Source organism: Amycolatopsis sp. VS8301801F10 (genome assembly GCF_046195355.1).
Taxonomy (GTDB): domain Bacteria; phylum Actinomycetota; class Actinomycetes; order Mycobacteriales; family Pseudonocardiaceae; genus Amycolatopsis.
In genome coordinates, this window is record NZ_CP176065.1 from 2,859,232 (window position 1) to 2,884,713 (window position 25,482).

Genomic DNA, 25,482 nt, shown 5'->3' on the forward strand with positions numbered 1-25,482 from the left:
AACTGGGTCCGGCGACAGCGCCGCCACTGCCGTTCCGGCACCCCGGGCATACCCGGAGGGTATAGCTATGGACTTCAGAAAGTATGAAACTCGTACGAGTTGGCGTACGCTCGAGGCATGGACGCCAAGGCAGCCGGATACCGGCGCAAGGTCAACACGATCAACCGGGTCATCACCGCCCTGCAGCGCGCGGGGCTCGCGTTCGGGCCGATGGAGCTGCTCACCGTCGCCGGACGGCGCAGCGGCGAGCCGCGGACGTTTCCGTTGGCAGTATTGAAAGTCCGGGGCGAGGAGTACCTGATCCAGGCGTTCCCGAAGGCGGCTTGGGTGGCGAACGTGCGCGCGGCCGGGGAGGGAACGCTGTCCCGGGGGCGGCGGTCGCGGCGGGTGCGGTTCGCGGAGCTGCCGGTCGCGGAGCGGGGGCCGGTATTGCGGGAGGTGGTCGCGAGCGGGCCGCCGAGCGTGGGGCGGCGTTACGTGACTACGGGGTTGGCTGAGTCGCCGACGCCGGACGGGGTGGCGGAGGCTGCGGGGCGGATCGCAGTGTTTCGGGTGGAGGCGGTCGTGAACGGCGTTGCCGGTTAGAACCGGCGCCACGACCCCCACCACGGCGAAGGCCGCCGCGGGAACGACTCCCGCGGCGGCCTCCGGTGGTAACGAGGATCAGTCGAACGCCTTGGCGATCAGCGCCTTCTGCTCGACCTCGTGCACCTTGGACGAACCGGCCGACGGGGCGGCCATCGGGCGGCGCGCCACCACGTCCAGTCCGGTGAAGAACTCCGGGAACTTCCGGGGCAGGTTGAGGCCGAAGAACGGCCACGCGCCCTGGTTTTCCGGCTCCTCCTGGACCCAGGTGATGTTCTGCGCGTTCGAGTAGCGCTCCACCGCGGCCAGCAGCTTCTTCTTCGGCAGCGGGTAGTACTGCTCGATCCGCACGATGGCGACGTCGTCCGCGCCGCGCTTTTCGCGTTCGGCCACCAGTTCCCAGTAGAGCTTGCCCGAGGTGAGCAGCACCTTGCGGATCTTCGCCGGGTCCTGGGTGGCGTCGTCGATCACCGACATGAAGCGGCTCTGGCCGGTGAAGTCCTCGACGGCCGAGGTCGCCGCCTTGTTGCGCAGCATCGACTTCGGGGTGAAGACGATCAGCGGGCGCTGGATGCCGTCGAGGGCGTGCCTGCGCAGCAGGTGGAAGTAGTTCGCCGGGGTCGACGGGACCGCGACGGTCATCGACGCCTCCGCGCACAGCGACAGGAACCGCTCGATCCGGCCGGACGTGTGGTCCGGGCCCTGGCCCTCGTGGCCGTGCGGCAGCAGCAGCACGACGTCCGAGCGCTGGCCCCACTTGGCCTCGCCGGAGGAGATGTACTCGTCGATCACGGTCTGCGCGCCGTTGACGAAGTCGCCGAACTGCGCTTCCCACATCACCAGCGCGTCGGAGTTCGCCACCGAGTAGCCGTACTCGAAGCCGACCGCCGCGTACTCCGACAGCGCCGAGTCGTAGATCATCACGCGGCCCTGGCCCTCGGCCAGGTGCTGCAGCGGCGAGTACTCCTGGCCGTTCTTGCGGTCGATGAACACCGAGTGCCGCTGGGTGAAGGTGCCGCGCCGGGAGTCCTGGCCGGACAGCCGCACGAGACGGCCTTCCAGCGCCAGCGACCCGAACGCGAGCAGTTCGCCGAACGCCCAGTCGACGCCGCCCTCGCGCGACATCTTGTGCCTGCGCTCCATGACCGGCTTGACCCGCGGGTGCGGGGTGAAGCCCTCGGGCAGGTTGACGAACGCGTCGCCGATCTTCTCGACGACCTCGCGCGACACGGCGGTGGTGACCTTCGCCGGGATCTGCTGTTCGCCCTCGACCGACGGGCTCGCTTTCGCCGGGTGCTTCTCCAGTTCTCGCACCTCGTTGAAGACGTGCTCGAGCTGGCTGGAGAAGTCGCGCAGCGCGGCCTCGGCCTCTTCGACGGAGATGTCGCCCCGGCCGATCAGCGATTCGGTGTAGATCTTCCGGACCGAACGCTTCGTGTCGATGATGTCGTACATCGCCGGCTGCGTCATCGACGGGTCGTCGCCCTCGTTGTGGCCGCGGCGGCGGTAGCAGATCAGGTCGATCACGACGTCCTTGTGGAACGCCTGGCGGTAGTCGACCGCCAGCTTCGCGACCCAGTGCGCGGCCTCCGGGTCGTCGCCGTTCACGTGGAAGACCGGCGCGCCGATCATCTTCGCGACGTCGGTGGCGTACTGGCTGGACCGCGAGTGCTCCGGCGCGGTGGTGAAGCCGACCTGGTTGTTGACGACCACGTGCACGGTGCCGCCGGTGCGGTAGCCGCGCAGCAGCGCCAGGTTCAGGGTCTCGGCCACGACGCCCTGGCCCGCGAAGGCCGCGTCGCCGTGCATCAGGACCGGCAGCACGGTGTAGCCCTCGCCGCCCTTGTCGAGGACGTCCTGCTTGGCGCGGACGATGCCCTCGAGCACCGGGTCGACGGTCTCCAGGTGCGACGGGTTGGACGCCAGCGACACCCGGGTCTCGCCGTCGCCGAACATCCGGAAGTACTTGCCCTCGGCTCCCAGGTGGTATTTCACGTCGCCGGAGCCGTGCGCCTGGCCCGGGTCGAGGTTGCCCTCGAACTCCTGGAAGATCTGGCTGATCGGCTTGCCGACGATGTTCGCCAGCACGTTGAGCCTGCCGCGGTGCGGCATGCCGATGACGACCTCGTCGAGTTCGGCCTCGGCGGCCTTGTCGAGCACCGTGTCCAGCAGCGGGACCAGGGTCTCGCCGCCTTCCAGCGAGAACCGCCGCTGGCCGACGTACTTGGTCTGCAGGAAGGTCTCGAACGCCTCGGCGGCGTTGAGCTTCGACAGGATGTACTTCTGCACCGACGGTTCCGGCTTGCTGTGCCGGACCTCGACGCGCTCCTGGATCCAGCGCCGCTCCTCGGGGTCGAGGATGTGCGTGTACTCCACGCCGACCGTGCGGCAGTAGGAGTCGCGCAGCACGCCGAGGATGTCGCGCAGCTTCATCCGCTCGCGGCTGGAGAAGTCGCCGACGGCGAACTCGCGGTCGAGGTCCCACAGGGTCAGGCCGTGGCTGAGCACGTCCAAGTCGTGGTGGCTGCGCTGGCGGTAGTTCAGCGGGTCGGTGTCGGCCATCAGGTGGCCGCGCATCCGGAACGCCTCGATCAGCTCCATGACGCGCGCGGTCTTGTCGACCGGGCCGTCCGGGATGTCGGCGACCCAGCGGATCGGCTCGTACGGCAGCCGCAGGCTGGTGAAGACGTCGTCGTAGAAGCCGTCCTCGCCGAGCAGCAGTTCGTGAATGCGCTTCAGGAACTCGCCGGACTCCGCGCCCTGGATGATGCGGTGGTCATACGTCGAGGTCAGCGTCATGATCTTGCTGACCGCGAGGTCGACGAGGGTCTTCTCGCTGGTGCCCTCGAACGCCGCCGGGTACTGCATCGCGCCGACGCCGATGATCGCGCCCTGGCCTGCCTGCAGCCGCGGCACCGAGTGGTTGGTGCCGATGCCGCCCGGGTTGGTGAGCGAGATGGTGGTGCCCGCGAAGTCGTCCGCGGTGAGCTTGTTCGTGCGGGCCTTCTTGACGATTTCCTCGTAGGCCTGCCAGAACTGCATGAACGTCATGTTCTCGGTGGCCTTGATGGAGGCCACGACGAGCGTGCGGGAGTCGTCCTTGCCCTTCATGTCGATGGCGAGGCCGAAGTTCACGTGTTCCGGCGTGACCGCGAACGGCTTCCCGTCGATCAGCTGGTAGTGCCGGTTCATGTTCGGGAAGTCCTTCAGCGCCCGCACCATGGCGTAGCCGATGAGGTGCGTGAAGGAGATCTTGCCGCCGCGGGTGCGCTTGAGGTGGTTGTTGATGACGATGCGGTTGTCCGCCATCAGCTTCGCCGGGACCGCGCGCACGCTGGTCGCGGTGGGCACGGAAAGCGAGGCGTCCATGTTCTTGGCGATCGCCGCCGCGGCGCCGCGCAGCTGCTTGGACTCCGGTTCGGCGTCCTTCGCCGGAGCGGTCTTGGCGGGCGCGGAGGCCGCCGGCTTCGCGGCCGGGGCGGGCTTGGCGGCCGGGGCCTTGGCCGCCGGTGCGGGCGCGGCCTTGGCGGCCGGAGCCGCCGGGGACTTCGCGGCCGGCGCGGCGGGCTTGGCGGCGGGGGCGGTCTTGGCTTCCCCGTTTCCTTCCGCCTGCGTGCCGTTGCCGCCCGGAGTGGGCTTGTAGTCGGCGAAGAAATCGTGCCAGGCGGCGTCTACCGACTGGGGGTCCGCGAGAAACCGCTCGTACATTTCTTCGACGAGCCACTCATTGGCACCGAACTGCGATGCGGGACTGCTGCTGGCCACGGCTGGCTCTCGCCTCTATCCATTCTCGATCCGATATCACAAGCATCTGCTGACCGCCAGGCTAGTCCCCTGCCGGTGGCCTGAAACACGCCACCTGGACGCTCGTGAGACAGGTCATTGTCTGGATCGGTTGAGAGGCCCAGCCTGACAGACAGCAGGGACCACCGTACGCGTCGCAAGGGCCGAATGCCGTCACTCCGGCCGGTTTGGGGTGATCTCGACCACAGCACGGCCACAGCACGGCCCCGGCGCGGCTGCCGCACGCGCACCGCGGCCGCGGCTTCGGCCCTCGCGGCGCGGCCGGGGTCAGCTCGCCGTGGCGGGCAGCGAGCGCACGGGTGCCGGTCCGAACCACGCGCGCAGCGCCTCGCGCAGGTCGGCGGGGTCGGTGTCCGGGCTTTCGGCCAGCCAGGCGAGGTGCCCGTCCGGGCGCAGCAGGAACGCGGCGGGGACGTCGCTGGTGCACGGGGAGCCGGAAACGAGGTCGAGCCGGTCGAGCCAGGGCGCGGCGGTGCGGGCGACGGCGGGGCCGTCGGTGAGGTCGACGAGCACGCCGCGGCCGGAGTGCAGCAGCTTCACCGTGGTGGTCGCGGCGCCGTCCACGACGACCGACCACTCCGGGACCCGGGTCCCGGCCAGCGGGTGGTCGGAGGCGGGGAAGACCGGGTAGCGCACGTCGAGCGCGGTGATCATCTCCGCGAGGTAGCGGTTGACCTCCTCGAACTCCATCAGTGTCCCGAACAGCTCGCGCAGCGGGCCGATCTCCGGGCGCGGGTCCATCAGCGCGAGCTGGGCCTGGGTGTTGAAGCAGACGCGCGCGCCGACCGGATGGCGTTCGTCGTGGTAGGTGTCGAGCAGGTCCTCGGGGCCGCCGTTGACGACTGAGGCGAGCTTCCAGCCGAGGTTCACCACGTCCTGGATGCCGGTGTTGAGGCCCTGTCCGCCGGCCGGGAAGTGCACGTGCGCGGCGTCGCCAGCGAGCATGACCCTGCCTTTGCGGTACTGCGCGGCCTGCCGGGTCGCGTCGCCGAAGCGCGACAGCCACACCGGGTCCCGCATCTGCAGTTCCTGGTCGGTGACCCGCTTGACCGAGGCGGCGAGTTCCTCCAGTTCGACCGGGTCGTCGCGGTGCGCGGTCGGCGGGCGGAACTCGACCGACACGACGCGGTAGAGGTCGCCGCCGAGCGGAACCGTGCCGAATACGCCGCCCTTGCAGCGGGCCAGGTGCGGGCCGTCGGGCACCTGGTCGAGGTGGACGTCGGCGAGCATCGCGTCGATGTTGGAGGCGGTGCCGGGGAAATCGATGCCGGCCAGCTTGCGGACCAGGCTGCTCCCGCCGTCGCAGCCGACGAGGTAGCGGGAGCGGATCCGGTATTCGCCGTCCGGGCCGGTCACCGTGGCGACCACCGCGTCGGGCCCGTTCTCCAGGTCGGTGAGCCGGTGCCCGCGGCGGATCTCGACGTTCAGTTCCCGCGCCCGCTCTTCGAGGATCGCCTCGGTGCGCGACTGCGGGACCATCAGCGCGTAGGTGTGCCGTCCGTTGAGCTTGCTGAGATCGAGCAGCCGCATGCCGGCGAAATGCCCCTTCGGCCACACCGGCGCGCCCTCGCTGAACCGGGGAAGCAGGCCGCGCTGGTCGAGCACCTCGACGGTGCGCGAGTGCAGGCCGAGCGCGCGGGACTGCCCGCTCGGCTCGGCGAGCCGCTCCAGCACGAGCACCCGGCCGGGCCGCAGCCCGAGTTCGCTCGCGAGCATCAGCCCGACCGGGCCGCCGCCCACGATCACCACGTCGTACTCGACATCCATCCCGGTGCTCCCCATGTGTCCATGCCTGTCTTCAGTCCGGACAAGCCTGAGGCGCCGCGCGGGTTCGCGGCCATACGCGCTGTGCTGGGGATTCAGCGCTCGCCGAGCGGTCTTGGACGGTGCCGGAGACGGCCTGAGCGGGGCGTCGGCGGAGGTCGAGAGCGTGTCGAGGGCCCTTCGAGACCCGGCCGGAAGCATCGCCGCACACGAGGTTTTCCGCGGCTGTCGTGCCCGCGGACCACAGAAACGGAAGGCAGGTACGGCCCGGGATGACTGCCCACACCACCGTGGACGCGCAGGCGATCGCCCGCCTCAACATGCTGTTCACCCAGTCGAAGATCCTGCACAGCGCGGTCGAGCTGGGCGTGTTCGAACTGCTGGCCGCCGCGCCGAGGACGATCGGCGAGATCCGCCAGGAACTCGGGCTGCACCAGCGGTTCACCGGCGATTTCGTCCAGGCGCTCGCCGCGCTCGGGCTGCTGGAGCGCGACGGCGAGAAGTTCAGCAACTCCCCGGCGGCCGCGGAGGTGCTGGTGCCGGGCGCGTCCGGGAGCGGCTACCTCGGCGCCCGGGTCCGCACGACGTCGGAGCGGCACTACGCGATGTGGGGCAAGTTGTCCGAGGCGCTGCGCGACGGCGAGCCGAAGGCGGACATCGGCGGGCACGGCGCGTTCGCCAAGCTGTACGAGGATCCGGTGCGCGCCAAGGCTTTCCTGGTGCACATGGACGCGAACAACGCGTTGGTCGCGCCGCAGCTGGCCGAGCACGTGGACTGGGCGGAGTACAAGAGCTTCGTTGACGTCGGCGGCGCGCGCGGCAATGTCGCGGCGCAGCTGTGCCTCGCGCATCCGCATCTGCATGGCGGCGTGTTCGAGCTGCCGCCGATCGAACCGCACTTTGACGAGCTGATGGCGGAGCTGGGCGTCGCGGACCGGGTGACGTTCCACGCCGGCGACTTCTTCGAGACGCCGTTGCCGGAGACCGATGTGGTCGTGTTCGGCCACGTGCTGCACGACTGGGACCCGAAGCGGCGCGTGGAACTGTTGGTGCGGGCCAAAAACGCGATTCCGAGCGGAGGCGCGGTCGTGGTGTACGACCAGATCCTCGACGCGGAGAACCCGGACCTGCGCAGCCTGATCGGCAGCATCAACGTCGGCCTGATCACCGACGGCGGTTCCGAGTACACCGTGCCGCAGCTGCGCGAGTGGCTGGACGAGGCCGGGCTGGAATTCCGTGCCGCCACGACCTTGCCGCGCGGCAACGACACCGTTGTGGTCGCGGTGAAACCGTGAGCACGCAGGCGCTGGTCGTCGGGGCCGGTCCGGTCGGGCTGACCGCGGCGCACGAACTGGCCCGGCGCGGCGTGCGGGTGCGGATCGTCGACCGGGCGGCCGGTCCGGCGGTGACCAGCCGGGCGCTGGCGACGCATCCCCGTTCGCTGGAGATCTACGACCAGATGGGCGTGCTCGACGATCTCCTGCCGCGCGGGCAGCAGGTGCGCGCGTTCACCATTCACCTGCGCGGCAAGCGAATGGTCGGGCTCCGGGCGGACTACTCGCGGCTGCCGACGCGGTTGCCGTTCACGTTGATGGTCGACCAGGTCATCACCGAGGAGGTGCTGCGGACCGCGCTGGCCAAACAGGGCGTCGAGGTCGAGTGGGGCGTCGCGCTGGCGGACTTCACCGACACTGGGGACGGCGTCCAGGTCCGGCTCGAACGCGAGGGCGAGGTCGAGGAGACCACGGCGGACTGGCTGGTCGGCTGCGACGGCGGGCACAGCGCGGTGCGCAAGAAGCTGGGGCTGAAGCTCGAGGGCGACTCGTCGGAGACTTGGCTGATCGCCGACGCACAGGCGGATACCGCGTTGCCGCGCGACAGCATCCATCTCATCCGGACTCCGGGAGGTTCGGTGATGATGGTGCCGTTCCCGGACGAGGGCAAATGGCGGCTGCTCGACACTCGCGACGTCGAGTACTCCGGCTCCGGCGACGACGCGGTGGTAGCGCGGCGGTTCTCGGAGAAGGTGTCCGCGGCGACCGGCGTGCCGACCGTGGTTTCGCCGCCGACGTGGGTTTCGGTGTTCTCCATCCAGCAGCGGATGGTGCCGGCGATGCGGTCCGGCCGCTGTCTGGTCGCCGGCGACGCCGCGCACGTGCACAGCCCGGCGTCCGGCCAGGGCATGAACACCGGCATCCAGGACGCGTACAACCTCGCGTGGAAGCTGGCGATGGTCATCGACGGGCAAGCCGACGAGCAGCTGCTCGACAGCTACTCGCGCGAGCGGGTGCCGGTGGGCGCGGAGCTGCTGCGCACCACGAAGAAGGCGACTTTCCTGGTACAGCTGAAAAATCCGTACGTCGCCGCGGTCCTGCCGGTGGCGTTCGGCGTGCTGCGGAACGTTTCGGTGCTGCGCGGCAAGCTGGAACGCAAGATCATGGGCGGGATGTCCGCGCTGGGCCTGTCCTACGGCGGCGGTTCCGCCCCGGCCGGACCGGGCCCGCGACCGGGCGAACGGCTGTCGGCCGTCACCGGTGCGGAGGCGGAAACCCCGGCGTGGCAGGCCTTGCTGGCGCAACTGCGGGAACCGGGCTGGACGCTCGTGCTCGGCCCGGACGCCCCGCGAGAAGACTTGCCGTCCTTGGGCGGCTGGCTGGTGCCGCGGGTGGCGGGTCCGGGCGGGGACCTGCCGGACGCCGACGGCGCGTTGCGGCGGGCGCTCGGCCTTTCGGCGACGGGCTGGATCCTGACGCGTCCGGACGGCTACGTGGCCGACCGCGGCGACCGGATGTCCGCCGCCGTCGTGCGCGCCGTGCTGCGGCACGCGCACCTTTCTGTCTGACCCTGTCCGACGGCCGCGCGGAAGTCCGGGACGGGAATCCTGAGGGAAGCTGATTCCGTGCGGGTTCCCCTCCCGGACCTTCGCCGCGCTCACTACTGAGAGAACATCGAGGAGCGAAGGTGGATCTGGGGCTGACCGGCAAGGTCGTGCTGGTGACCGGCGGCAGCGGCGGGATCGGGGCCGAACTCGCGCGCACGTTCGCCGCCGAAGGGGCCAAGGTCGCGGTGACCTACCGGGCCAACCGCGAGGCGGCCGAAGAGGTCGCGCGCGAATGCGGTCCGGACCGCGGCTTCGCGGTGCACTACGACCTGGCCGATCTGGCCAGTGTGGACGCGGCGGTCGAGGCCGTGCGGGAGCACTGGGGCCCGGTGGACGTGCTGGTCGCGAATGCGATCAGTCCGGGCGCGCTGCGCAAGCCGGGAAAATTGTTCGAAGAACTACCTACGGAGGATTGCGTTTCGTTCCTCAATGTGAATATCGCGCCGGTGTTCCACACGGTGGCGAAGGTGCTGCCCGGTATGCGCGAGAAGAAATGGGGACGGATCGCATTTATTTCGTCGCGCGCAGCGACCGCGGGCAAGCCGGGCCGCGAGGCTTATGGTGCGGTGAAGTCCGCATTGCACGGTTTCGCCACGAGCCTCGCCTGGGACGTCGGCCGCGACGGAGTGCTGGTCAACACCATTCTGCCTGGCCTGACCGTTACTCCCCGTGTTGCGCAACAGGTTCCGGAGGAGATGCTGGAGCGCGAGCGAGCCATCACGCCCAGTGGCCGATTGAGCTGTCCGGGTGATGTCGCACAACTGGCAGTGTTCCTGTGTTCGGCCGCCAACGGCAATACGAACGGGCAGTTCGCAGAAGTATCAGGCGGACGTTAAGTTTTTCGCACCCGGCATCAGGAAGCCGTTTCTCTGCTAGCGTCGCTGGCGTCTCACTGGGGGAAAGCGAAGCACGCGAGGCCGCTGCCTGGCGTGCTCTTTCGGCAGGTATCTGGGGGTCGGATGCAGATCGCGATATTGGGACCGCTGGCCGTGCGCGCGGACGGGGTGAGCAAGACGCCGTCCGCGCCGAAGCTCCGCACCGTGCTGGCCATGCTCGCGCTGAACGCCAACCGGGCGGTGCACTTCGAGCAGTTCGTCGAGGAGCTGTGGGAGAACAACCCTCCGGCGAGCGCGGCCACGACGTTGCAGACCTACGTCTACCAGCTGCGCAAGTCGCTGCGGCTGGCCGGATCGGCCGAGGAGGGCGCGACCGTGCTGCTGACCCGTCCGCACGGGTACGAACTGCAGGTGCCGCGGGCGGACGTGGTCGACGCGGTGCGCTATTCGGCGCTGCTCGACCAGGCCCGCGACCGGCACGACGCGGGCGACCTCGAAGCCTGCGCCGAACTGGCCAGGCAGGCGCTCGCGCTGTGGCGCGGGGCCGCGCTGTCCGATCTTCCCCTCGGCCCGACCCTCTCCGCGCGGGCGACCCAGCTGGAGGAAAGCCGCAAAGCCGCGCTCGACCTGCGGTTCGAGGCCGAGCTGGCGCTGGGACGGCACCGCCGCGTGGTGGACGAGCTGGCCGGGGTGGTCAAGGCGAATCCGACCCACGAGGCGTATTCGGCGAAGCTGATGGTCGCGCTCTACCGCTGCGGCCGCCGGGTCGAGGCGCTCGACGTCTACCACCGGGTGCGCAGCGATTTCATCGCGCAGCTGGGCATCGAGCCGTCGGCGACGCTGCGTTCGGTGCACCAGCAGATCCTGGTGGACGATCCCGCGCTCACCCTTCCGGTCCCGCGCGGCGGGAGTGTGAGTGAGGCCACAACTGGTCTAGACAACGGGCAAACGCACCAGAACGGGCAAATCGAGCGCGCTGCGGATGCAGTCGTCCGGAGTATCGACGACAACGGCACCGTGACTGAGAGCAGTGTCGTCGAAGTGGTTTCCGTGGTGCGCCCGGATGCGGAGGGTGACCTGGTCCCGCTGCGGCCGGCGCTGCCCGAGGCGTGCGGCCCGAATCACCTGCCGTCGGACGTGCCCGATTTCGTCGGCCGGGAAGAAGAGATCCGCGAGCTGGTGCGGCGATGTTCCGCCGCGCGCACCAAGCTCACCGGCGGCAGCGCCGTCGTGGAGATCACCGGCGGGCCGGGCGCGGGCAAGACCTCGCTGCTCGTGCACGTCGCGCACCGGGTCCGCGCGACGTTCCCGGACGGGCAGATCTTCGCGTCGCTGACTCCGGTGCACCGCGGCGAGGAGACGATGGCCGACGTGCTCGCCGGCTGCCTGCGCGCGTGCGGCGTTCCGCTGTCGCCGTCGCCGTCGATGTCCGAGCTGGTGAACGTCTACCGCGACTACACCGCCACCCGGCGGCTGCTGGTCGTCGTGGACGACGCCGCCCGGTCGTCCGAAGTGGATCTGTTGCGTCCCAGCGGTCCGGGCAGCCTGCTGCTGGTCGCGAGCAGACGGCGGCTGTACTTGCGCGGCGTGGTCGCGCCGGTGCATCTGCCGCCGCTGACGGTCAACGAATCGCTGGAGCTGCTCGGCCAGTTCATCGGACGGCGGCGGATGCTGGAGGACCTCGACTGCGCGAGCGCGCTGGTGCGGATGTGCGGCAGGCTGCCGCTGGCCGTCGCGGCGGTCGGCGGGTATCTGGCTTACCGGCCGACCTGGTCGTTGCGCCGGATGCACGACCGGTTGTCCCGCGATCCCGGTGCGGTGCTTCGGTTGCCGTGCGGGGAAGGCACGGTCGACGCGAGCGTCCGGGCGAGTTACCAGACGTTGTGCGGGCCGGCGCAGGAGGCGTTCCGGCGGCTGGCGAGCATCGACGAGTTCACCGTGCCGGACGCGGTCAAGATCCTTGGCCGTCCTGGAGAACTGGTGCGCGAAGTGCTCGAGGACCTCGAATCCGCCGGGCTGGCCGAGGAAATCGGCGAACGCGGCGGTTCGGGCCCGCACCGGTACCGCGCCGCTGAGTCCAATGTAGACATTCTGCGTCCGTCCGTCTCGGACGCGGTGTACCGCGTTCCCCGGCTTCCGTCGTTCGCGGGCCGCCTGCTGGCAAGGGAAGCCGAGCCCGCGGCACGCGAAGCCGCGGTCGCCACGGGCTGACCGCCGGGGCGGGGTCGATCCGCTGTCGTTCCGGTCGAATCCGGCTGGAGCGCGTTCGACCCCGCTTCGATCCGTCTTGGACACTCCGGGCCCAGACTCGGTTTCAGCGACGTCGGGCGCTCGGAGCGCGAAGGGCAGGTGCAGACGGAGTGAGTACGAGTGCAGGGCACCCCGGGGCAGCGGGAGTGCCGGCGCGGCACGGCGGCGGAGGTCCGCGCCGGGCGGTGATCACCGGGATAGGTGTGGTGGCTCCGGGGAAACCGGGGCGGGAACCGTTCTGGGACATGGTGTCGGGCGGGCGGACCGCCACCCGGCCGGTGTCCTTTTTCGACGCCTCCCAGTTCCGCTCGCAGATCGCCGCCGAATGCGATTTCGACCCGGAGGCGGCCGGGCTGGGTCCGCAGCAGGTGCGGCGGATGGACCGGGTGACGCAGTTCGCGGTGGTGTGCGCGCGGGAGGCGATGGCCGACGCCGGGCTCGCACCGTCCGATGTGGACCCGTACCGGACCGGGGTGTCGATCGGCAGCGCGGTCGGCGCGACGATGAGCCTCGAACGCGAGTACGTCGTGGTGAGCGACGGCGGGCGGAAATGGGAGGTCGACGCGGAGTACGCGGTGCCGCATCTGTTCGACCACTTCGTGCCGAGTTCGATGGCCAAGGAAGTGGCCTGGGAGGCGGGCGCGGAAGGTCCGGTGCAGGTCATCTCGACCGGGTGCACGTCCGGATTGGACTCGGTGGGCCACGCGCGGGACCTGATCGCCGAGGGCAGCGCGGACGTCGTCCTCGCGGGCGGTTCGGACGCGCCGATCTCGCCGATCACCGTGGCGTGCTTCGACGCGATCAAGGCGACCTCGCCGCGCAACGACGAGGCGGCGACGGCGTCGCGGCCGTTCGACAACACCCGCAACGGGTTCGTCCTCGGCGAGGGCGCGGCGGTGTTCGTGGTGGAGGAACTGGGCCGGGCGCTCGCCCGCGGTGCCCGGATCTACGGCGAAATCGCCGGATTCGCCACGCGCTGCAACGCCTACCACATGACCGGACTGCGGTCGGACGGCGTGGAAATGACCGAGGCGATCCGGCAGGCGATGGGCCAGGCGCGGGTGCCGGCGGAGTCGATCGGCTACGTCAACGCGCACGGCTCGGGCACGAAGCAGAACGACCGGCACGAGACGCAGGCGTTCAAGAACTCGCTGGGAGAACACGCTTATCGCGTCCCGGTGAGTTCGATCAAGTCGATGGTCGGGCATTCGCTCGGCGCGATCGGCTCGATCGAGATCGCCGCCAGCCTGCTCGCCATGCGCGACGGACTGCTGCCGCCCACGGCCAACCTCACCGAACCCGATCCGGAGCTGGACTTGGACTACATTCCTTTGGTGGCGCGAGAAGCCAAGGTGGACACGGTGCTGACGGTCGGCTCCGGGTTCGGCGGTTTCCAGAGCGCCATGGTGCTCGCGGGCAACGTCGGCGGTCCGGCATGAACGCGGTGATCACCGGGCTCGGCGTGCTCGCGCCGACCGGAAGCGGGGTCAAGCAGTTCTGGGAAGCCACGCTCGAAGGGGCCAGCGGAATCGGCCCGGTGACCCGGTTCGACGCCTCGGGGTACCCGAGCACGCTCGCCGGCGAGGTCGCCGGGTTCAGCGCGAAGGGCATCCTGCCGAGCCGGTTGCTGCCGCAGACCGACCACTCCACTCGAATGTCGCTCGTGGGCGCGGAATGGGCGCTGGCCGACGCGGGAGTCGACCCGGAGGAGCACGACGGGTTCGACCTGGCGGTGATCACCGCCAGTTCGGCGGGCGGCTACGAGTTCGGCCAGCGCGAGCTGCAGAACATGTGGAGCAAGGGCGGCAAATACGTCAGCGCGTACCAGTCGTTCGCGTGGTTCTACGCGGTCAACACCGGGCAGATCTCCATCCGGCACGGCATGCGCGGCCCGGGTGCGGTGGTGGTGTCCGAACAGGCCGGTGGGCTGGACGCGATCGGAAAGGCCCGGCGCGCGGTGCGTTCCGGGACCGCGGTCGCGTTGGCTGGCGGCATCGACAGCGCGCTGTGCCCGTGGGGCTGGGCGGCGATGTTGACCTCCGGGCGGCTGAGCAAGAGCAGCGAACCGGCGAGGGCGTATCTGCCGTTCGACCGGTCCGCCGCCGGGTATGTGCCCGGCGAGGGCGGCGCGGTGCTCGTGCTGGAACCGGCGGAATCGTCGCGGGACCGGCAGCCGCCGTACGCCGAGATCGCCGGGTATGCGTCCACTTTCGACCCGAAACCGGGCAGCGGCCGTCCGCCGGGACTGCGGCGGGCGATCGAACTCGCCCTGTCGGACGCGGGCCTTTCGGCCGCCGAGGTGGACGTCGTTTTCGCCGACGCGGCCGGGGATCCGAAGCTCGACCGCGAGGAAGCCGAAGCGATCGGCGCGGTGTTCGGCGAACGCGGGGTCCCGGTCACCGCGCCCAAGGCCGGGGTCGGCCGGCTGGCCGCGGGCGGGGCCGGATTGGACGTCGCGTGCGCGGCGCTGGCGATCCGGCACGGCGTGGTGCCGCCGACGCCGAATGTCTCGGATCCGGTGCCGGAGCACGGGATCGACCTGGTCACCGGTGCCGCGCGGGAAACGCCGGTGCGGGCCGCGGTCGTCCTCGCCCGCGGCATCGGCGGGCACAACGCCGCGCTGGTGCTGCGCGGAGTGTGAGCGAGCCGGTTTCAAGATCACCCGAACGGCCGAACCGCAAAGCCTTGTCCAGCAAGAAAAACTACCGATAGCCGCCTTCGTGCGGCAGGAGGAGCGATCATGCGCGAGCTGACCTACGAAGACCTGATGGAGATCATCCGCCGCTGTGCCGGCGAGAGCGACGAAATGGCACAAACCACCGACGCGCGCGACATTCCGTTCGCCGAATTGGGCTATGACTCGCTCGCGCTGATGGAGACCGCGAGTATGCTCCAGCGCGACTACGGGGTCGAGCTGCCGGACGAAACGGTGGTCGACATCGACACGCCGCGCGCTCTGGTCGAGCTGGTGAACAGCAGGCTCGGTTCCGCGGTGTAAGGGGAATTCCGCCGAAGCCTTCCGAAGGAGGACAGGTGTCCGAGCCTGCCCTGAACCCGCGCCGCTGGGCGATCCTCGCGGTGCTGCTGACGTCCTTTCTGCTCACCGTGCTGGACGCGACGATCGTGACGATCGCCTTCCGCGCGCTCGCCGATCCGGTCGACGGGCTCGGCGCGTCCGCGGACGAGCTGCAGTGGGTGGTCAACGGGTTCACGCTCGTCTACGCCGGTCTGCTGCTGGCGTGGGGCGTGCTGGGGGACCGGCTCGGGCACCGGAAGGTGCTCCTGATCGGGCTCGTGGTGTTCGGCGTTTCCAGCGTGCTGGCGGCGTTCGCGCACTCCCCGGGCGAACTGGTGCTGTGGCGCGTCGTGATGGGCGCGGGCGGCGCGGCGATCCCGCCGACCACGCTCGCGACCATCTCGCACGTGTTCGGCGACAAGGAGCGCCCGCGCGCCATCGGGTACTGGGTGTCCGCCGCCGGCATCGCGGCCGTGGTGGCCCCGGTGCTCGGCGGCGTGCTCATCCAGTTCGCTTGGTGGGGCTCGATTTTCCTGGTGAACGGCCCGATCGTGCTGGCCGCGATCGTGCTGACCGTGCTGCTGGTCCCGGAGTCCACTTCGACCGCGCGCAAGCTCGACGTGCCCGGCGTGGTGCTGTCGGTCGCGTGGAGCACCGCGCTGGTGTACGGAATCATCCAGGCGGGCAACCTGGCCACGGTCGCCGATCCGCGGGTGTACGTCCCGCTGGTGCTCGGCGTGCTGCTGCTGGTCGTGTTCATCCTGGTGGAACTGCGGTCCGCGGCCCCCGCGCTGGATCTGCGGCTGGTGTCCGACCGCCGCGTCGCCGGTGCGACCAGCGCGGTGACGCTGGCGTTCTTCGTGAATTTCGGCGTGCCGTTCTTCCTGATTTTCTACCTGCAGAGCGTGCTCGGCGTGAGTCCGCTGATGACCGGCCTGGCGATTCTCCCGCTGGCGCTGGCCCTGGCGGTGTTCTCGCCGCGTTCGGCGGCGCTGTCGGCGAAGTTCGGGGCCAAGAACGTGCTCGTCGGCGGCTTGCTGCTGCTCGCCGTCGGCGTGGCGATTTTCGCGCTGCTGGACCAGAACAGCCCGCTGTGGCCGGTGTTCGTCGCCGACTTCCTGGTCGGTCTGGCGATGGCCAACGTGATGCCGCCGGCGACCACCACGATCATGTCGGCGGTGCCGCGCGAGCGCGCGGGCGTCGGTTCGGCGCTGACGAACATGGGCCGCAGCATCGGCGGTGCGATCGGCATCGCGGTGCTGGGTTCGCTGCTGACTGTCGTGTACCGCAACGGGGTCGAGCCCGCGTTGTCGGTGCTGCCGGCGCAGTCGCGCGTCGCGGCGGGCGATTCGATCGAAGCGACGAAGGCCGCCGCGGCGGCGCTTGGCGGGAACCAAGGCACCGAGCTGTTCGCCGCGGGCGCGGACGCGTTCACGGTCGCGATGCGGACGACGGCTCTCGCCGCCGCTGGTGCCGCGGTGCTGGCGGCGATTGTCGTGCTGGTGGTGGTACCGGCCCGGGAACGGCGCGCGGCTGAGGTTTCCTGACGCGTTCCCGGGCCGGGGCGTTCAGCTTCGGCGGGTGGCGGAGATCAGCGAGAACTCCTGCGGCAGCGGAGTGATCGCGTCCAGCGCGAACCCGGCTTCCTCGAGCAGCCGGGTCACTTCCGCGCTGGAGCGGATCCCGCCCCCGCCGAAGAGCACGTACATCAAGGTGTCGTGGGACAGCAGCAAAGCGTTGTCCACGCCCGGCCCGGACACGCGTTCCACCAGCAGCAGCCGCGCACCCGGAGCGGCCGCGGCCGCGCAGTTCGCCAGGATCCGGGCGCAGTCCTCGTCCGGCCAGTTCACCAGCACTCGAGCGAGCAGATAGACGTCGCCGCCCTCGGGAACGGACTCCAGGAAGTCCCCGGACGCCACCTCGCACCGGTCGGTGAGGCCAGCGTCCGCGATGGCCTTTTTCGCGTTCTCCGCGGACTGTTCGGCGTCGTAGACCGTGCCCCGCAGGCGCGGATGCGCGGCGAGCAGCCGCACCGCCAGTTCGCCGCTGCCGCCGCCGACGTCGACAAAGCGCTGGTGCGCACCGAAGTCGTAGGCACCGGGGACCGCGTCGAACAACGCCGTATTGCCCGCCATCGCCCGGTCGAACAGCTTTTGCCTTTCGGGGTTCGCCGAAAGATACTCGAAGAAGCTAGAGTGAAATGCGCCTTCGAAAGCATTTTGTCCGGTTCGCACGGCGGAGGCGACGTCAGTCCAGGCGCGATGGAATTCGGAGCCCGCGATGAGCGTGTACGGCCGCAGCGAGTCTTCCCGGTCGCTGCGCAACAGCTCGCCGAGTTCGGTCAGGGCGAACGCGCCGTCCTCCTCGCGGAACACGCCGAGTGCGGCGAGGTAGCGCAGGAATCGTTGGGTGGCAACGGGATCCGTGCCGGAATCGGCGGCCACCTGAGCCGCGGTACGGGGCCCGCCGGCGAGCCGGTCGGGCCAGCCGAGTTCGGCGGCCGTGCAGACGGCACGGGCTTTCCAGTCGCCGATGATGAGATTCATCAGCTCCAGCTGCGGCGTGCGGGCGCGCGCGAGATCGTCGGACATCCGGGTCAGTCTCCTCCGCCGTTTCGGTCAGTCGTCCGATGCTCGCCGCCGCCGTTCAAAAGGTTCTCGAAGATCTCTGAAGGCGGTGTCGCGGCAACGGTTTCAGCGGATAGATTGGCGGAAACGGCACCCCCGGAGAAGCCGGGAGCCCGAAACCGAGGAGCAGCGGGTGGAAGACCAGGTACGCCGCGTCGCGGTGGTAACCGGCGCGGCACGCGGAATCGGCCGCGGCATCGCGAAACGGCTGGCCGCACGAGGCGACCAGGTGGTGATCAACTACCTGACGTCCAAAGAGGCCGCGGAAGAAGCAGCGGAAGCCATCGCCACGGCAGGCGGCGAAGCGATCGCGGTAGGAGCCGACGTCCGCACCGCCGAGGGCGCGCAAGCGCTGGTGGACGCGACGGTCGAAGCCTACGGCCGAGTGGACGCGCTGGTCTGCAACGCGAACGTCGGCCTCGCGCAAGGCTCGGTAGCGGAAATCCCGTGGGAAACCTTCTCCACGAAGGTGAACGACGAGCTGGCCGCGGCCTTCCACCCCACCCGCGCGGTGTGGCAGCTGATGAAGGACCAGGGCTACGGACGCCTCGTCTACCTGTCCGCGGAAGCCAGCAAGGGCCCGGTCGGCGCAGACGTGGTCGCACACGCGGCGGCAAAGTCCGCACTGATCTCCTACGCGAAGTTCGCGGCAAGAGAAGGTGCCCCGCACGGCGTCGTAGCGAACGTAGTCTCCCCAGGCCTGACCCGAACCGACGCCGTAGGCGAGGCCCCGCCAGACTGGTTCTCCGCTTTCGAAAAACGAATCCCAGCAGGCCGCGCAGCGGAACCAGAAGACGTAGCAGCCCTAGTGGCCTTCTTCACCAGCAAAGAAGCAGGCTACATCGCAGGAACAGTAGTCTCGGTAAACGGCGGCTCGGACATGACCCGCTAAACCCCGGACCACTACCAACCGGAACAGACGCACCCAATCGAGGCACCCACACCTCCCCCGCACCCCGATACGAAGCCAACACACGCGCGGAGAGGCTTGTCAAGGTACTCTTTCCAGCCTTGACAAGCCTCTCCGCGCGTAGTCACACTTGGGCTTCGGGGTGCCCCAGCGCAACTCTCTTTTTCCGGCCGAAGGCCGGTTCAGCGAATATCGTCCCGAGACACCGCCCGGTGCTTAACCTGCCAGGTATCTCCGACCCGCACCAGCTGATCCTCACACAACGTACTGCAGTGAATCCGCGGCTCCCCACCCTTACGTGTAGCAATAATCAACGCATAACACCGAGTCTGCAGCTCATCCTCATTCGCCCCAGGGGAAACAGTCAACATCCCCAGCCAATGCCGCCGCAACTCATGCACTTCAGCCAGCTGCCGATGCGTAGCCGCCGCCGCAGCCGCAATCGCCGCCCGCCCCTTGACCGGCTCCGGAGCGGCATTGGCCGCGAATACCCCGTCCTCGGTAAACGTCTCCGCCCACTCGTCAGTGCGAGCCTGGTCGAGCAACTGCATCTGCCACGCGTAATACTGCTGAATCTCCTGATACAACTCGCCCGACACAGTCACGCCTGCTCCTCCGCTCGAGAATCCTGAATATCGTCATGCGTCACCACGCGATTCGAAACCTGCCACCCGCCGGCCCCGCGAACGAGCGTGTCCCGGCAGAAGGTGGAACGCCACAACCGCGCCTCGCCCCCAGCGGGAATCTCGGCGACCATCGCGTAAAGCTGCGTCCGCACCTGGTCCGCACTGTCCTCGGTGACCACCAGCATCCCGGTCCAATGCCGATGCTGAACCCCGCGCGAAGCAACGTCCGCGGCTAGCTTCCGGGCCACCTTCAAGATCAGCTCCCGCCCGGAGGCCGGAGCCGGATTGGCGTTGTTCGCGATCGTGGCGTCCTCAGTGAACGTCTGCGCCCACGGTTCCACCTCGCCGTCGTCCATCAGCTGCATCTGCTTGGCGTAGAAGGCCTGGATCTGGTGGTACAGCTCCATTCCCACCCGCGGGTGCGCGGTTGTCGGCACCGTTTCCTCCTCGTCGGCCGCGTGTTGTCCGACAGTCGCGCGGCCGGCTCAAAGTCTCCTCGTGGACCACTCGCGCGGGACGGCCGACTGGCCGTCGAGCCGTTTTGGACCGGGCCGCTGGAGGGTGTGCCGAGGCGGTGCGACAGCGGGAGGGATCGAGTGCGCGAGATCGAAGCGGACGTGTGCGTGTCCGGTGGCGGACCGGCGGGTCTGGTGCTGGCGCTGCTGCTCGCGCGGTCCGGAGTGGACGTCGTCGTCGCGGAGCGCAGCGCGTCGCTGGACCGCGAGTACCGCGGCGAGATCATCCAGCCCGGCGCGTTGCGCACGCTGGACCAGCTCGGCGTCCTCGCCGGTCTCGGCGGTTACCCGATGCGGCATTTCCAGCTGGTGCAAGGAGACCGCACGCTGCTGGACATCGACTACGCGACGCTTCCCGCGCCGTACGACCATTTGCTCAGCCTGCCGCAGCGGCTCCTGCTGGAGCGGCTGCTCGACGAATGCCAGGCGACGCCGGGCTTCCGGCTGCTCAGCGGCTGCTCGACGCGGGCGTTGCTGGAGGAGAACGGCGCGGTGACCGGGATCCGCTGCGGCTCCGGTGAAGGCGAGACGCGGGTGCGGGCCCGCTGGGTGGTCGCCGCGGACGGCCGGTACTCGAAGACTCGTTCGCTCGCCGGGATCGGCTACGACAAGTTCGAGAAGTTCGAGCACGACGTCGTGTGGTTCAAGCTGCTCGCCCCGGACCGGCGGGCCGGCGCGGTCCGCATCCATCGCACCGCCGCCGATCCGGTGCTGGTGCACGATTCCTATCCGGACCGCGTCCAGATCGGCTGGACGCTGGCGAAGGGCAGCTACAAAACGGTGGCCGCCAAGGGCATCGAGCACGTCCGGGAACAGCTGGTCGCCGCCGTCCCGCAGCACGCGGACCTGATCCGCGAGCAGGTGACCGCGCTGTCCGAGCTGTCCCCGTTGGACGTCTTTTCCGGCCGCGCGCGGGAATGGGTCCGGCCGGGCCTCGTGCTCATCGGCGACGCCGCGCACACGCACAGCCCGATCGGCGCGCAGGGCATCAACCTGGCCATCGCGGACGCCGTCGCGCTGCACCCGGAACTCGTCGCCGCCGTAGCCGCGAAAGACAACCGACCCGCCGCGCTTGCCCGCTTCGAGGCCGAGCGACGCGCCGCGGTGGACACCGTGTTCACGCTCCAGTCGAGGCAGAACAAGGGAATGCTGTCGTCCGGCCGGATCGTGGACGCCGTGCGGCCGGTGGTCGCGAAGCTGCTGCCGCACACCCCGATCTTCCGCAAGATCCTCAATCTCGTCGCGTTCGGAGCTCGCCCGCGCGACGTGCGCGCGGACCTGTTCCGCGCGCCGAGCAACCCAGGAGGGACACGATGACCGAACAGAGCCGGGGCGTAGCGCTGGTCACCGGCGGCACCAGCGGGATCGGGCTCGCGGTGACCCGATCGCTGGCTCAGCAGGGCTACCAGGTGTACTTCTGCGCCCGCACCAGGGAATCCGTCGACGAGACGGTGCGGGACCTGCGCGCCGAGGGACTGGACGTGGACGGCAGCACCTGCGACGTCCGGGAGAAGGACGACATCCAGGCGCTCGTCGCGGCCGCGGTGGACCGGTACGGCCCGATCGACGTCCTGGTCAACAACGCGGGCCGCAGCGGCGGCGGGCCGACCGCGGAAATCCCGGACGAGCTGTGGTTCGACGTGATCAACACGAACCTCAACAGCGTGTTCCTGATGACCCGCGAGGTGCTCACCAAGGGCGGCATGCTGGCCAAGGACAAGGGCCGGGTGATCAACATCGCGTCCACCGCGGGCAAGCAGGGCGTGGTGCTCGGCGCGCCGTACTCGGCGTCGAAGCACGGCGTCGTCGGCTTCACCAAGGCGCTCGGGTTCGAACTGGGCAAGACCGGGGTGACGGTCAACGCGGTGTGCCCCGGCTACGTGGAAACCCCGATGGCGCAGGCGATCCGCGGCCGGTACGCGGCGGCGTGGAACACCACCGAGGAAGCCGTGCTGGAGAAGTTCACCGCGAAGATCCCGCTCGGCCGGTACTCCACTCCGGAGGAGGTGGCGGGCCTCGTCGGCTACCTCGTCACCGACACCGCGGCGTCCATGACCGGGCAGGCGATCAACGTCTGCGGCGGGCTTGGCAACTACTGAGAGGACCGAGCACGTGGCTGCACCACTGCGGATCTACGAGACCGAACACAAGATCGACATCGCCGCGCCCGCCTCGGCCGTGTACGCGCTGCTCGCCGACGTGACCCGCTGGCCGGTCTACTTCGGACCGACCGTCCACGCGCGCCAGCTCGAACGCGACGGCACCACTGAGCGGATCCGGCTGTGGGCCACCGCGAACGGCGAGCCCAAGACCTGGACCTCGCGCCGCGACCTCGACGAGGACGGCCTGCGCATCGACTTCCGCCAGGAGGTTTCGCAGCATCCGGTCGCGTCGATGACCGGGGCGTGGAACATCCAGCCCGGCGGGCCGGACTCGTGCACGGTCGTGCTGGAACACGCGTTCAGCGCGGTGCGCGACCTGCCGGAGAACGTCGAGTGGGTGAGCAAGGCGGTCGACCGCAACAGCGAGCACGAGCTGGAGAACCTGCGCGGCATCGCGGAAAGCCTTGCCGAGACCGAAGAACTCACCACGGTGTTCGCCGACAGCGTCGACATCGACGCGGACGCGGCGGCGGTCTACGAGTTCCTCTACCGGTCGGACCTGTGGCCGGAGCGGCTGCCGCACGTCCAGCGCCTCGACCTGACCGAGGAGACCCCGGGCCTGCAGGTCATGGAGATGGACACGAAGACCGCGACCGGCGCCGTGCACACCACGAAGTCGGTGCGCGTGTGCTTCGACGACGAACACGCCATCGCGTACAAGCAGCAGGTGCTGCCCGCGCTGATGACTGTCCACAACGGACTCTGGACGATCGTGCCGCGGCCAGAGGGCGGAGTGCGAGCCACTTCGGAGCACACCGTGGTGATCAAGCGGGACGCAGTGGAGAAGATCCTTGGCGAAGGAAAGACGGTCGAGGACGCGAAGGCGTTCGTGCGCAATGCGCTGGGCACCAACAGCACCGCGACGCTGAACCTCGCCAAGGCTTGGGCGGAGGAACGCGCCAATGGCTGACGGTGTCCTCCCAGTCGCGTCGCTGCCGGACACGCCGCTGCTCCCGGACGCGCTGCGCATCCTTGCGGAGAACAGCCCGGACCAGGTCGCGGTGCGGCTCGGCGAGACGGCCGTGACGTTCGCCGAACTCGACCGTGCCGCGTCCGGGTTCGCCGCCGCGCTGGCGGATCGGATCGGGTCGGCGGGTTCGGTCGTCGCGCTGTCCTCGGTGCTGCACCCGGAGTTCGCGATCGCCTACTACGGCACGCTGCGCAGCGGAAACGTCGTGCTGCCGCTGAGCCCGCTGCTGCGGGAAGGCGATCTCGGCCGGGTGCTGACCGAATCTTCCGCCGCAGTCGCGGTGCTGAACGATTCGATGACCGCGGCGGTCGCTCGCGCCTCCGCGACGCCGGAACACCTGCTGTGCTTCGGGAATCCGGACCGGGCGAATTCGGTCGCGGCGCTGGCGGCTGGCCCGGCCGGCGCGCCGGTGAAGCTGGATCCGGACGCGGTCGCGTGCATCCACTTCACCAGCGGCACCACCGGACAGTCGAAGGGCGTACGGCTCACCCACCGCAACATCGCGGTCAACGCGGTGCAGGTCGCCGAGGCGCACGGGGTGACCGGGACGTCGGTGACCTTCAACCACCTGCCCAGCTACCACCCGATGCACCTGAACTCCGCGTTGCTCGCCGGAGCCACCCAGGTGCTCTGCCTGGTGCCGGATCCGGTCGCCACGATCCCGCTCGCGGCCGGGGTTACGCATTACTACTCGATGCCGTTCCGCCTGGCCCGGCTCGCCACCGACCCGCGGCTGGCGGACCTGCATCTGCCCGGCTGCGAGGTCATCCTGTCCGGCGGTTCGGCGCTGTCGCCGGTACACGCGGAAACGCTGCGCGCGCAGTTCGGCATCCCGGTCGTGCAGGGTTACGGCCTCGCCGAAACCGCTCCGCTGGTGCTGTCGGACGGCCCGGCCGCGCCCCGTCCGGGTTCGGTCGGCCAGGTCGTGCGCGACACCGAGGTACGCGTCGTCGATCTGTCGACTCGGCAACCGCTGCCGGCAGGCGAACGCGGCGAGGTCGAGGTACGCGGCCCGCAGGTGATGCGCGGCTACCTCGGCCGTCCGGACGGCGACGGCATCGGCGCGGACGGCTGGCTGCCGACCGGCGACGTCGGCTGGCTGGACGACGACGGGTACCTGTTCCTGGTCGACCGCATCAAGGACGTCTTCAAACGCGACAACTGGCTGATCTCGCCCACCGAAATCGAGGCCGAGCTGCTGCGCCACCCCGGCGTGGCCGACTGCGCGGTGGTCGACCAGCCGGACGAGTTCGCCGGCGCGGTGGCGGCCGCGCTGATCGTCCCGGCCGGCGACGAGTGGGTGCCGCGGGCCGCCGAGATCGTCGAGGAGGTCAACGCCGCCCAGCCGTATTACAAGCACGTTGAGCACGTCGAGCTGACCAGGGCGATCCCGCGTTCGCCCAACGGCAAGCTCGTCCGCCGCGAGCTGCGCGAGGCGCTGTCCTCCGTGCGCGGCAGCCAGAATCCCGGAACCGCACTGCTAGGAGCCGATACCGTGGTCACGTTCATCAGCAAGTTCACCGTCAAGGGCGAGCCGGAAGAGTTCGAGAAGGTCTTCACCGAGCACGCGCAGTACATGGCCGCGCAGCCCGGGTTCGTCGCCTACCAGATGGTGCGGTCGCTGCGCGATCCCAAGGTGTATCTGAACATTGGCCAGTGGGTCGACGCGAACGCGCACAAGGCCGTCGTGACCAGCCCGGAATTCCAGGCGCACGTGAAGAAGTTCGCCGAGCTGGTGGACGTCGAGGCGGACCTGTACTCGACGGTGTCCGAGGCGTCGGCGTGAGCGATCTCGGGCTGGCCGGCCGCAGCGTGCTGGTGGTCGGCGCCACCAAGGGGCTGGGGCTGGCCATCGCCCGCAAATTCTGTGCGAGCGGCGCGCACGTGCTGCTCGACTACGCTCACGACGACGAAGCTGCCAAGGCCGCGCTCGCGAGCCTTGAGGGATTGCCCGGTTCGGCGTCCTTGATCCGGGCCGATCCGTCCACTGAGGACGGTGCGGCACAGCTGGCCGCCGCGGTTTCGGCGGCCGGTCGCGGCCTGGACGTCTTGGTGCACAACGCCGCGTCGTGGCATCCGATGCCCGCCGCCGGGGCTTCGGTCGCCGACCTGCACGCCGACGTGGCTACCGCGGTGGATCCCTTGCTGCGCTTGGTTCCCGCGCTTCTCGACCAGCTGAAACCGGGCAGCCGCGTGCTCGCCGTTTCCAGCTCCGGCGCGCAGCGGGTCATCCCGCGCTATGTCGCGCTGGGCGTCGCGAAGGCCGCGCTCGAATCGCTAGTGCGCTACCTGGCGGTCGAACTGGCCCCGCGCGGCATCACGGTCAACGCCGTCACGACCGCGAAGCTGGACAAGGGCGACGAGACCACCCAGCCCGAGATGGTGCAGGTGCTGGCTGCCCGGACGCCGGCCGGCCGGCTGAGCACGCCCGCCGACGTCGCCGACGTCGTCGCGCTGCTGAGCGCGCCGGAAGCCAGCTGGATCCACGGCCAGGTGATCACCGCGGACGGCGGCCTCGGCCTGCGGTCCTGACGAC

The 25,482-nt window shown here is 69.7% G+C and carries 20 protein-coding genes; 15 read left to right on the top strand and 5 right to left on the bottom strand.

Annotated features, from left to right (window positions below; genetic code table 11):
* Positions 1-117 precede the first annotated feature (117 nt).
* The gene (locus F9C11_RS13810; protein WP_409185257.1) at positions 118-585 is read left to right on the top strand and encodes a nitroreductase family deazaflavin-dependent oxidoreductase; all 468 of its coding nucleotides are present in this window, start codon (positions 118-120) and stop codon (positions 583-585) included.
* 78 nt (positions 586-663) lie between these two features.
* Here F9C11_RS13810 and F9C11_RS13815 read toward each other — a convergent pair whose 3' ends face one another.
* Both F9C11_RS13815 and F9C11_RS13820 read right to left on the bottom strand, forming a co-directional pair.
* Positions 664-4,350, bottom strand: a complete 3,687-nt coding sequence (locus F9C11_RS13815) for a multifunctional oxoglutarate decarboxylase/oxoglutarate dehydrogenase thiamine pyrophosphate-binding subunit/dihydrolipoyllysine-residue succinyltransferase subunit (RefSeq protein WP_409185258.1) — start codon at positions 4,348-4,350, stop codon at positions 664-666.
* Between the two features lie 306 nt (positions 4,351-4,656).
* Positions 4,657-6,156: an FAD-dependent monooxygenase gene (locus tag F9C11_RS13820; RefSeq protein ID WP_409185259.1), complete on the bottom strand. Its 1,500-nt coding sequence runs from the start codon at positions 6,154-6,156 to the stop codon at positions 4,657-4,659.
* Positions 6,157-6,425: 269 nt separating this feature from the next.
* Here F9C11_RS13820 and F9C11_RS13825 point away from each other — a divergent pair, with 269 nt between their 5' ends.
* From F9C11_RS13825 to F9C11_RS13860, 8 genes are all read left to right on the top strand, one after another.
* Positions 6,426-7,448: a methyltransferase gene (locus F9C11_RS13825; protein ID WP_409185260.1), complete on the top strand. Its 1,023-nt coding sequence runs from the start codon at positions 6,426-6,428 to the stop codon at positions 7,446-7,448.
* Entirely contained in the window at positions 7,445-8,995 is a 1,551-nt protein-coding gene (locus tag F9C11_RS13830) for an FAD-dependent oxidoreductase (RefSeq protein WP_409185261.1), read from the top strand. Before F9C11_RS13825 ends, F9C11_RS13830 begins: the two co-directional genes overlap by 4 nt.
* Before the next feature lie 152 nt (positions 8,996-9,147).
* Entirely contained in the window at positions 9,148-9,870 is a 723-nt protein-coding gene (locus tag F9C11_RS13835) for an SDR family NAD(P)-dependent oxidoreductase (protein WP_409185262.1), read from the top strand.
* A 123-nt stretch (positions 9,871-9,993) separates the two neighbouring features.
* On the top strand, positions 9,994-12,081 hold the full coding sequence (locus F9C11_RS13840) for a BTAD domain-containing putative transcriptional regulator (RefSeq protein WP_409185263.1): 2,088 nt from the start codon (positions 9,994-9,996) through the stop codon (positions 12,079-12,081).
* Between the two features lie 224 nt (positions 12,082-12,305).
* A complete protein-coding gene (locus tag F9C11_RS13845) occupies positions 12,306-13,559 on the top strand; it encodes a beta-ketoacyl-[acyl-carrier-protein] synthase family protein (protein ID WP_409186903.1) in 1,254 nt (417 codons plus the stop codon).
* Entirely contained in the window at positions 13,556-14,761 is a 1,206-nt protein-coding gene (locus F9C11_RS13850) for a ketosynthase chain-length factor (RefSeq protein ID WP_409185264.1), read from the top strand. Before F9C11_RS13845 ends, F9C11_RS13850 begins: the two co-directional genes overlap by 4 nt.
* Before the next feature lie 99 nt (positions 14,762-14,860).
* A complete protein-coding gene (locus F9C11_RS13855) occupies positions 14,861-15,118 on the top strand; it encodes an acyl carrier protein (protein WP_037817205.1) in 258 nt (85 codons plus the stop codon).
* A 35-nt stretch (positions 15,119-15,153) separates the two neighbouring features.
* Entirely contained in the window at positions 15,154-16,683 is a 1,530-nt protein-coding gene (locus F9C11_RS13860; RefSeq protein WP_409185265.1) for an MFS transporter, read from the top strand.
* Positions 16,684-16,704: 21 nt separating this feature from the next.
* Here the strand turns inward: F9C11_RS13860 and F9C11_RS13865 are convergent, their stop codons facing one another.
* Positions 16,705-17,727, bottom strand: a complete 1,023-nt coding sequence (locus F9C11_RS13865) for a methyltransferase (RefSeq protein ID WP_409185266.1) — start codon at positions 17,725-17,727, stop codon at positions 16,705-16,707.
* A gap of 169 nt (positions 17,728-17,896) precedes the next feature.
* Between F9C11_RS13865 and F9C11_RS13870 the strand changes: the two genes are divergently transcribed.
* Entirely contained in the window at positions 17,897-18,655 is a 759-nt protein-coding gene (locus F9C11_RS13870) for an SDR family NAD(P)-dependent oxidoreductase (protein ID WP_409185267.1), read from the top strand.
* Positions 18,656-18,855: 200 nt separating this feature from the next.
* Here F9C11_RS13870 and F9C11_RS13875 read toward each other — a convergent pair whose 3' ends face one another.
* Together F9C11_RS13875 and F9C11_RS13880 are read right to left on the bottom strand one after the other, a co-directional pair.
* Positions 18,856-19,278 carry a nuclear transport factor 2 family protein gene (locus F9C11_RS13875; protein ID WP_409185268.1) on the bottom strand — a complete coding sequence of 141 codons (423 nt, stop codon included), beginning with the start codon at positions 19,276-19,278 and terminating at the stop codon, positions 18,856-18,858.
* Complete coding sequence (locus F9C11_RS13880; RefSeq protein WP_409185269.1) at positions 19,275-19,736, bottom strand: nuclear transport factor 2 family protein; 462 nt, start codon at positions 19,734-19,736, stop codon at positions 19,275-19,277. Before F9C11_RS13880 ends, F9C11_RS13875 begins: the two co-directional genes overlap by 4 nt.
* Before the next feature lie 159 nt (positions 19,737-19,895).
* Between F9C11_RS13880 and F9C11_RS13885 the strand changes: the two genes are divergently transcribed.
* The 5 genes from F9C11_RS13885 to F9C11_RS13905 are packed head-to-tail and all read left to right on the top strand — an operon-like array spanning position 19,896 to position 25,478.
* Entirely contained in the window at positions 19,896-21,131 is a 1,236-nt protein-coding gene (locus F9C11_RS13885; RefSeq protein WP_409185270.1) for an FAD-dependent monooxygenase, read from the top strand.
* Positions 21,128-21,913: a 3-oxoacyl-ACP reductase FabG gene (fabG, locus tag F9C11_RS13890; RefSeq protein WP_409185271.1), complete on the top strand. Its 786-nt coding sequence runs from the start codon at positions 21,128-21,130 to the stop codon at positions 21,911-21,913. Before F9C11_RS13885 ends, fabG begins: the two co-directional genes overlap by 4 nt.
* Positions 21,914-21,926: 13 nt before the next feature.
* A complete protein-coding gene (locus F9C11_RS13895; RefSeq protein ID WP_409185272.1) occupies positions 21,927-22,886 on the top strand; it encodes an aromatase/cyclase in 960 nt (319 codons plus the stop codon).
* Positions 22,879-24,732: an AMP-binding protein gene (locus F9C11_RS13900; RefSeq protein ID WP_409185273.1), complete on the top strand. Its 1,854-nt coding sequence runs from the start codon at positions 22,879-22,881 to the stop codon at positions 24,730-24,732. Before F9C11_RS13895 ends, F9C11_RS13900 begins: the two co-directional genes overlap by 8 nt.
* Positions 24,729-25,478 (top strand): SDR family oxidoreductase, encoded by a 750-nt coding sequence (locus F9C11_RS13905; protein ID WP_409185274.1) that lies wholly within the window; start codon positions 24,729-24,731, stop codon positions 25,476-25,478. Before F9C11_RS13900 ends, F9C11_RS13905 begins: the two co-directional genes overlap by 4 nt.
* The last annotated feature ends 4 nt before the right edge of the window (positions 25,479-25,482 follow it).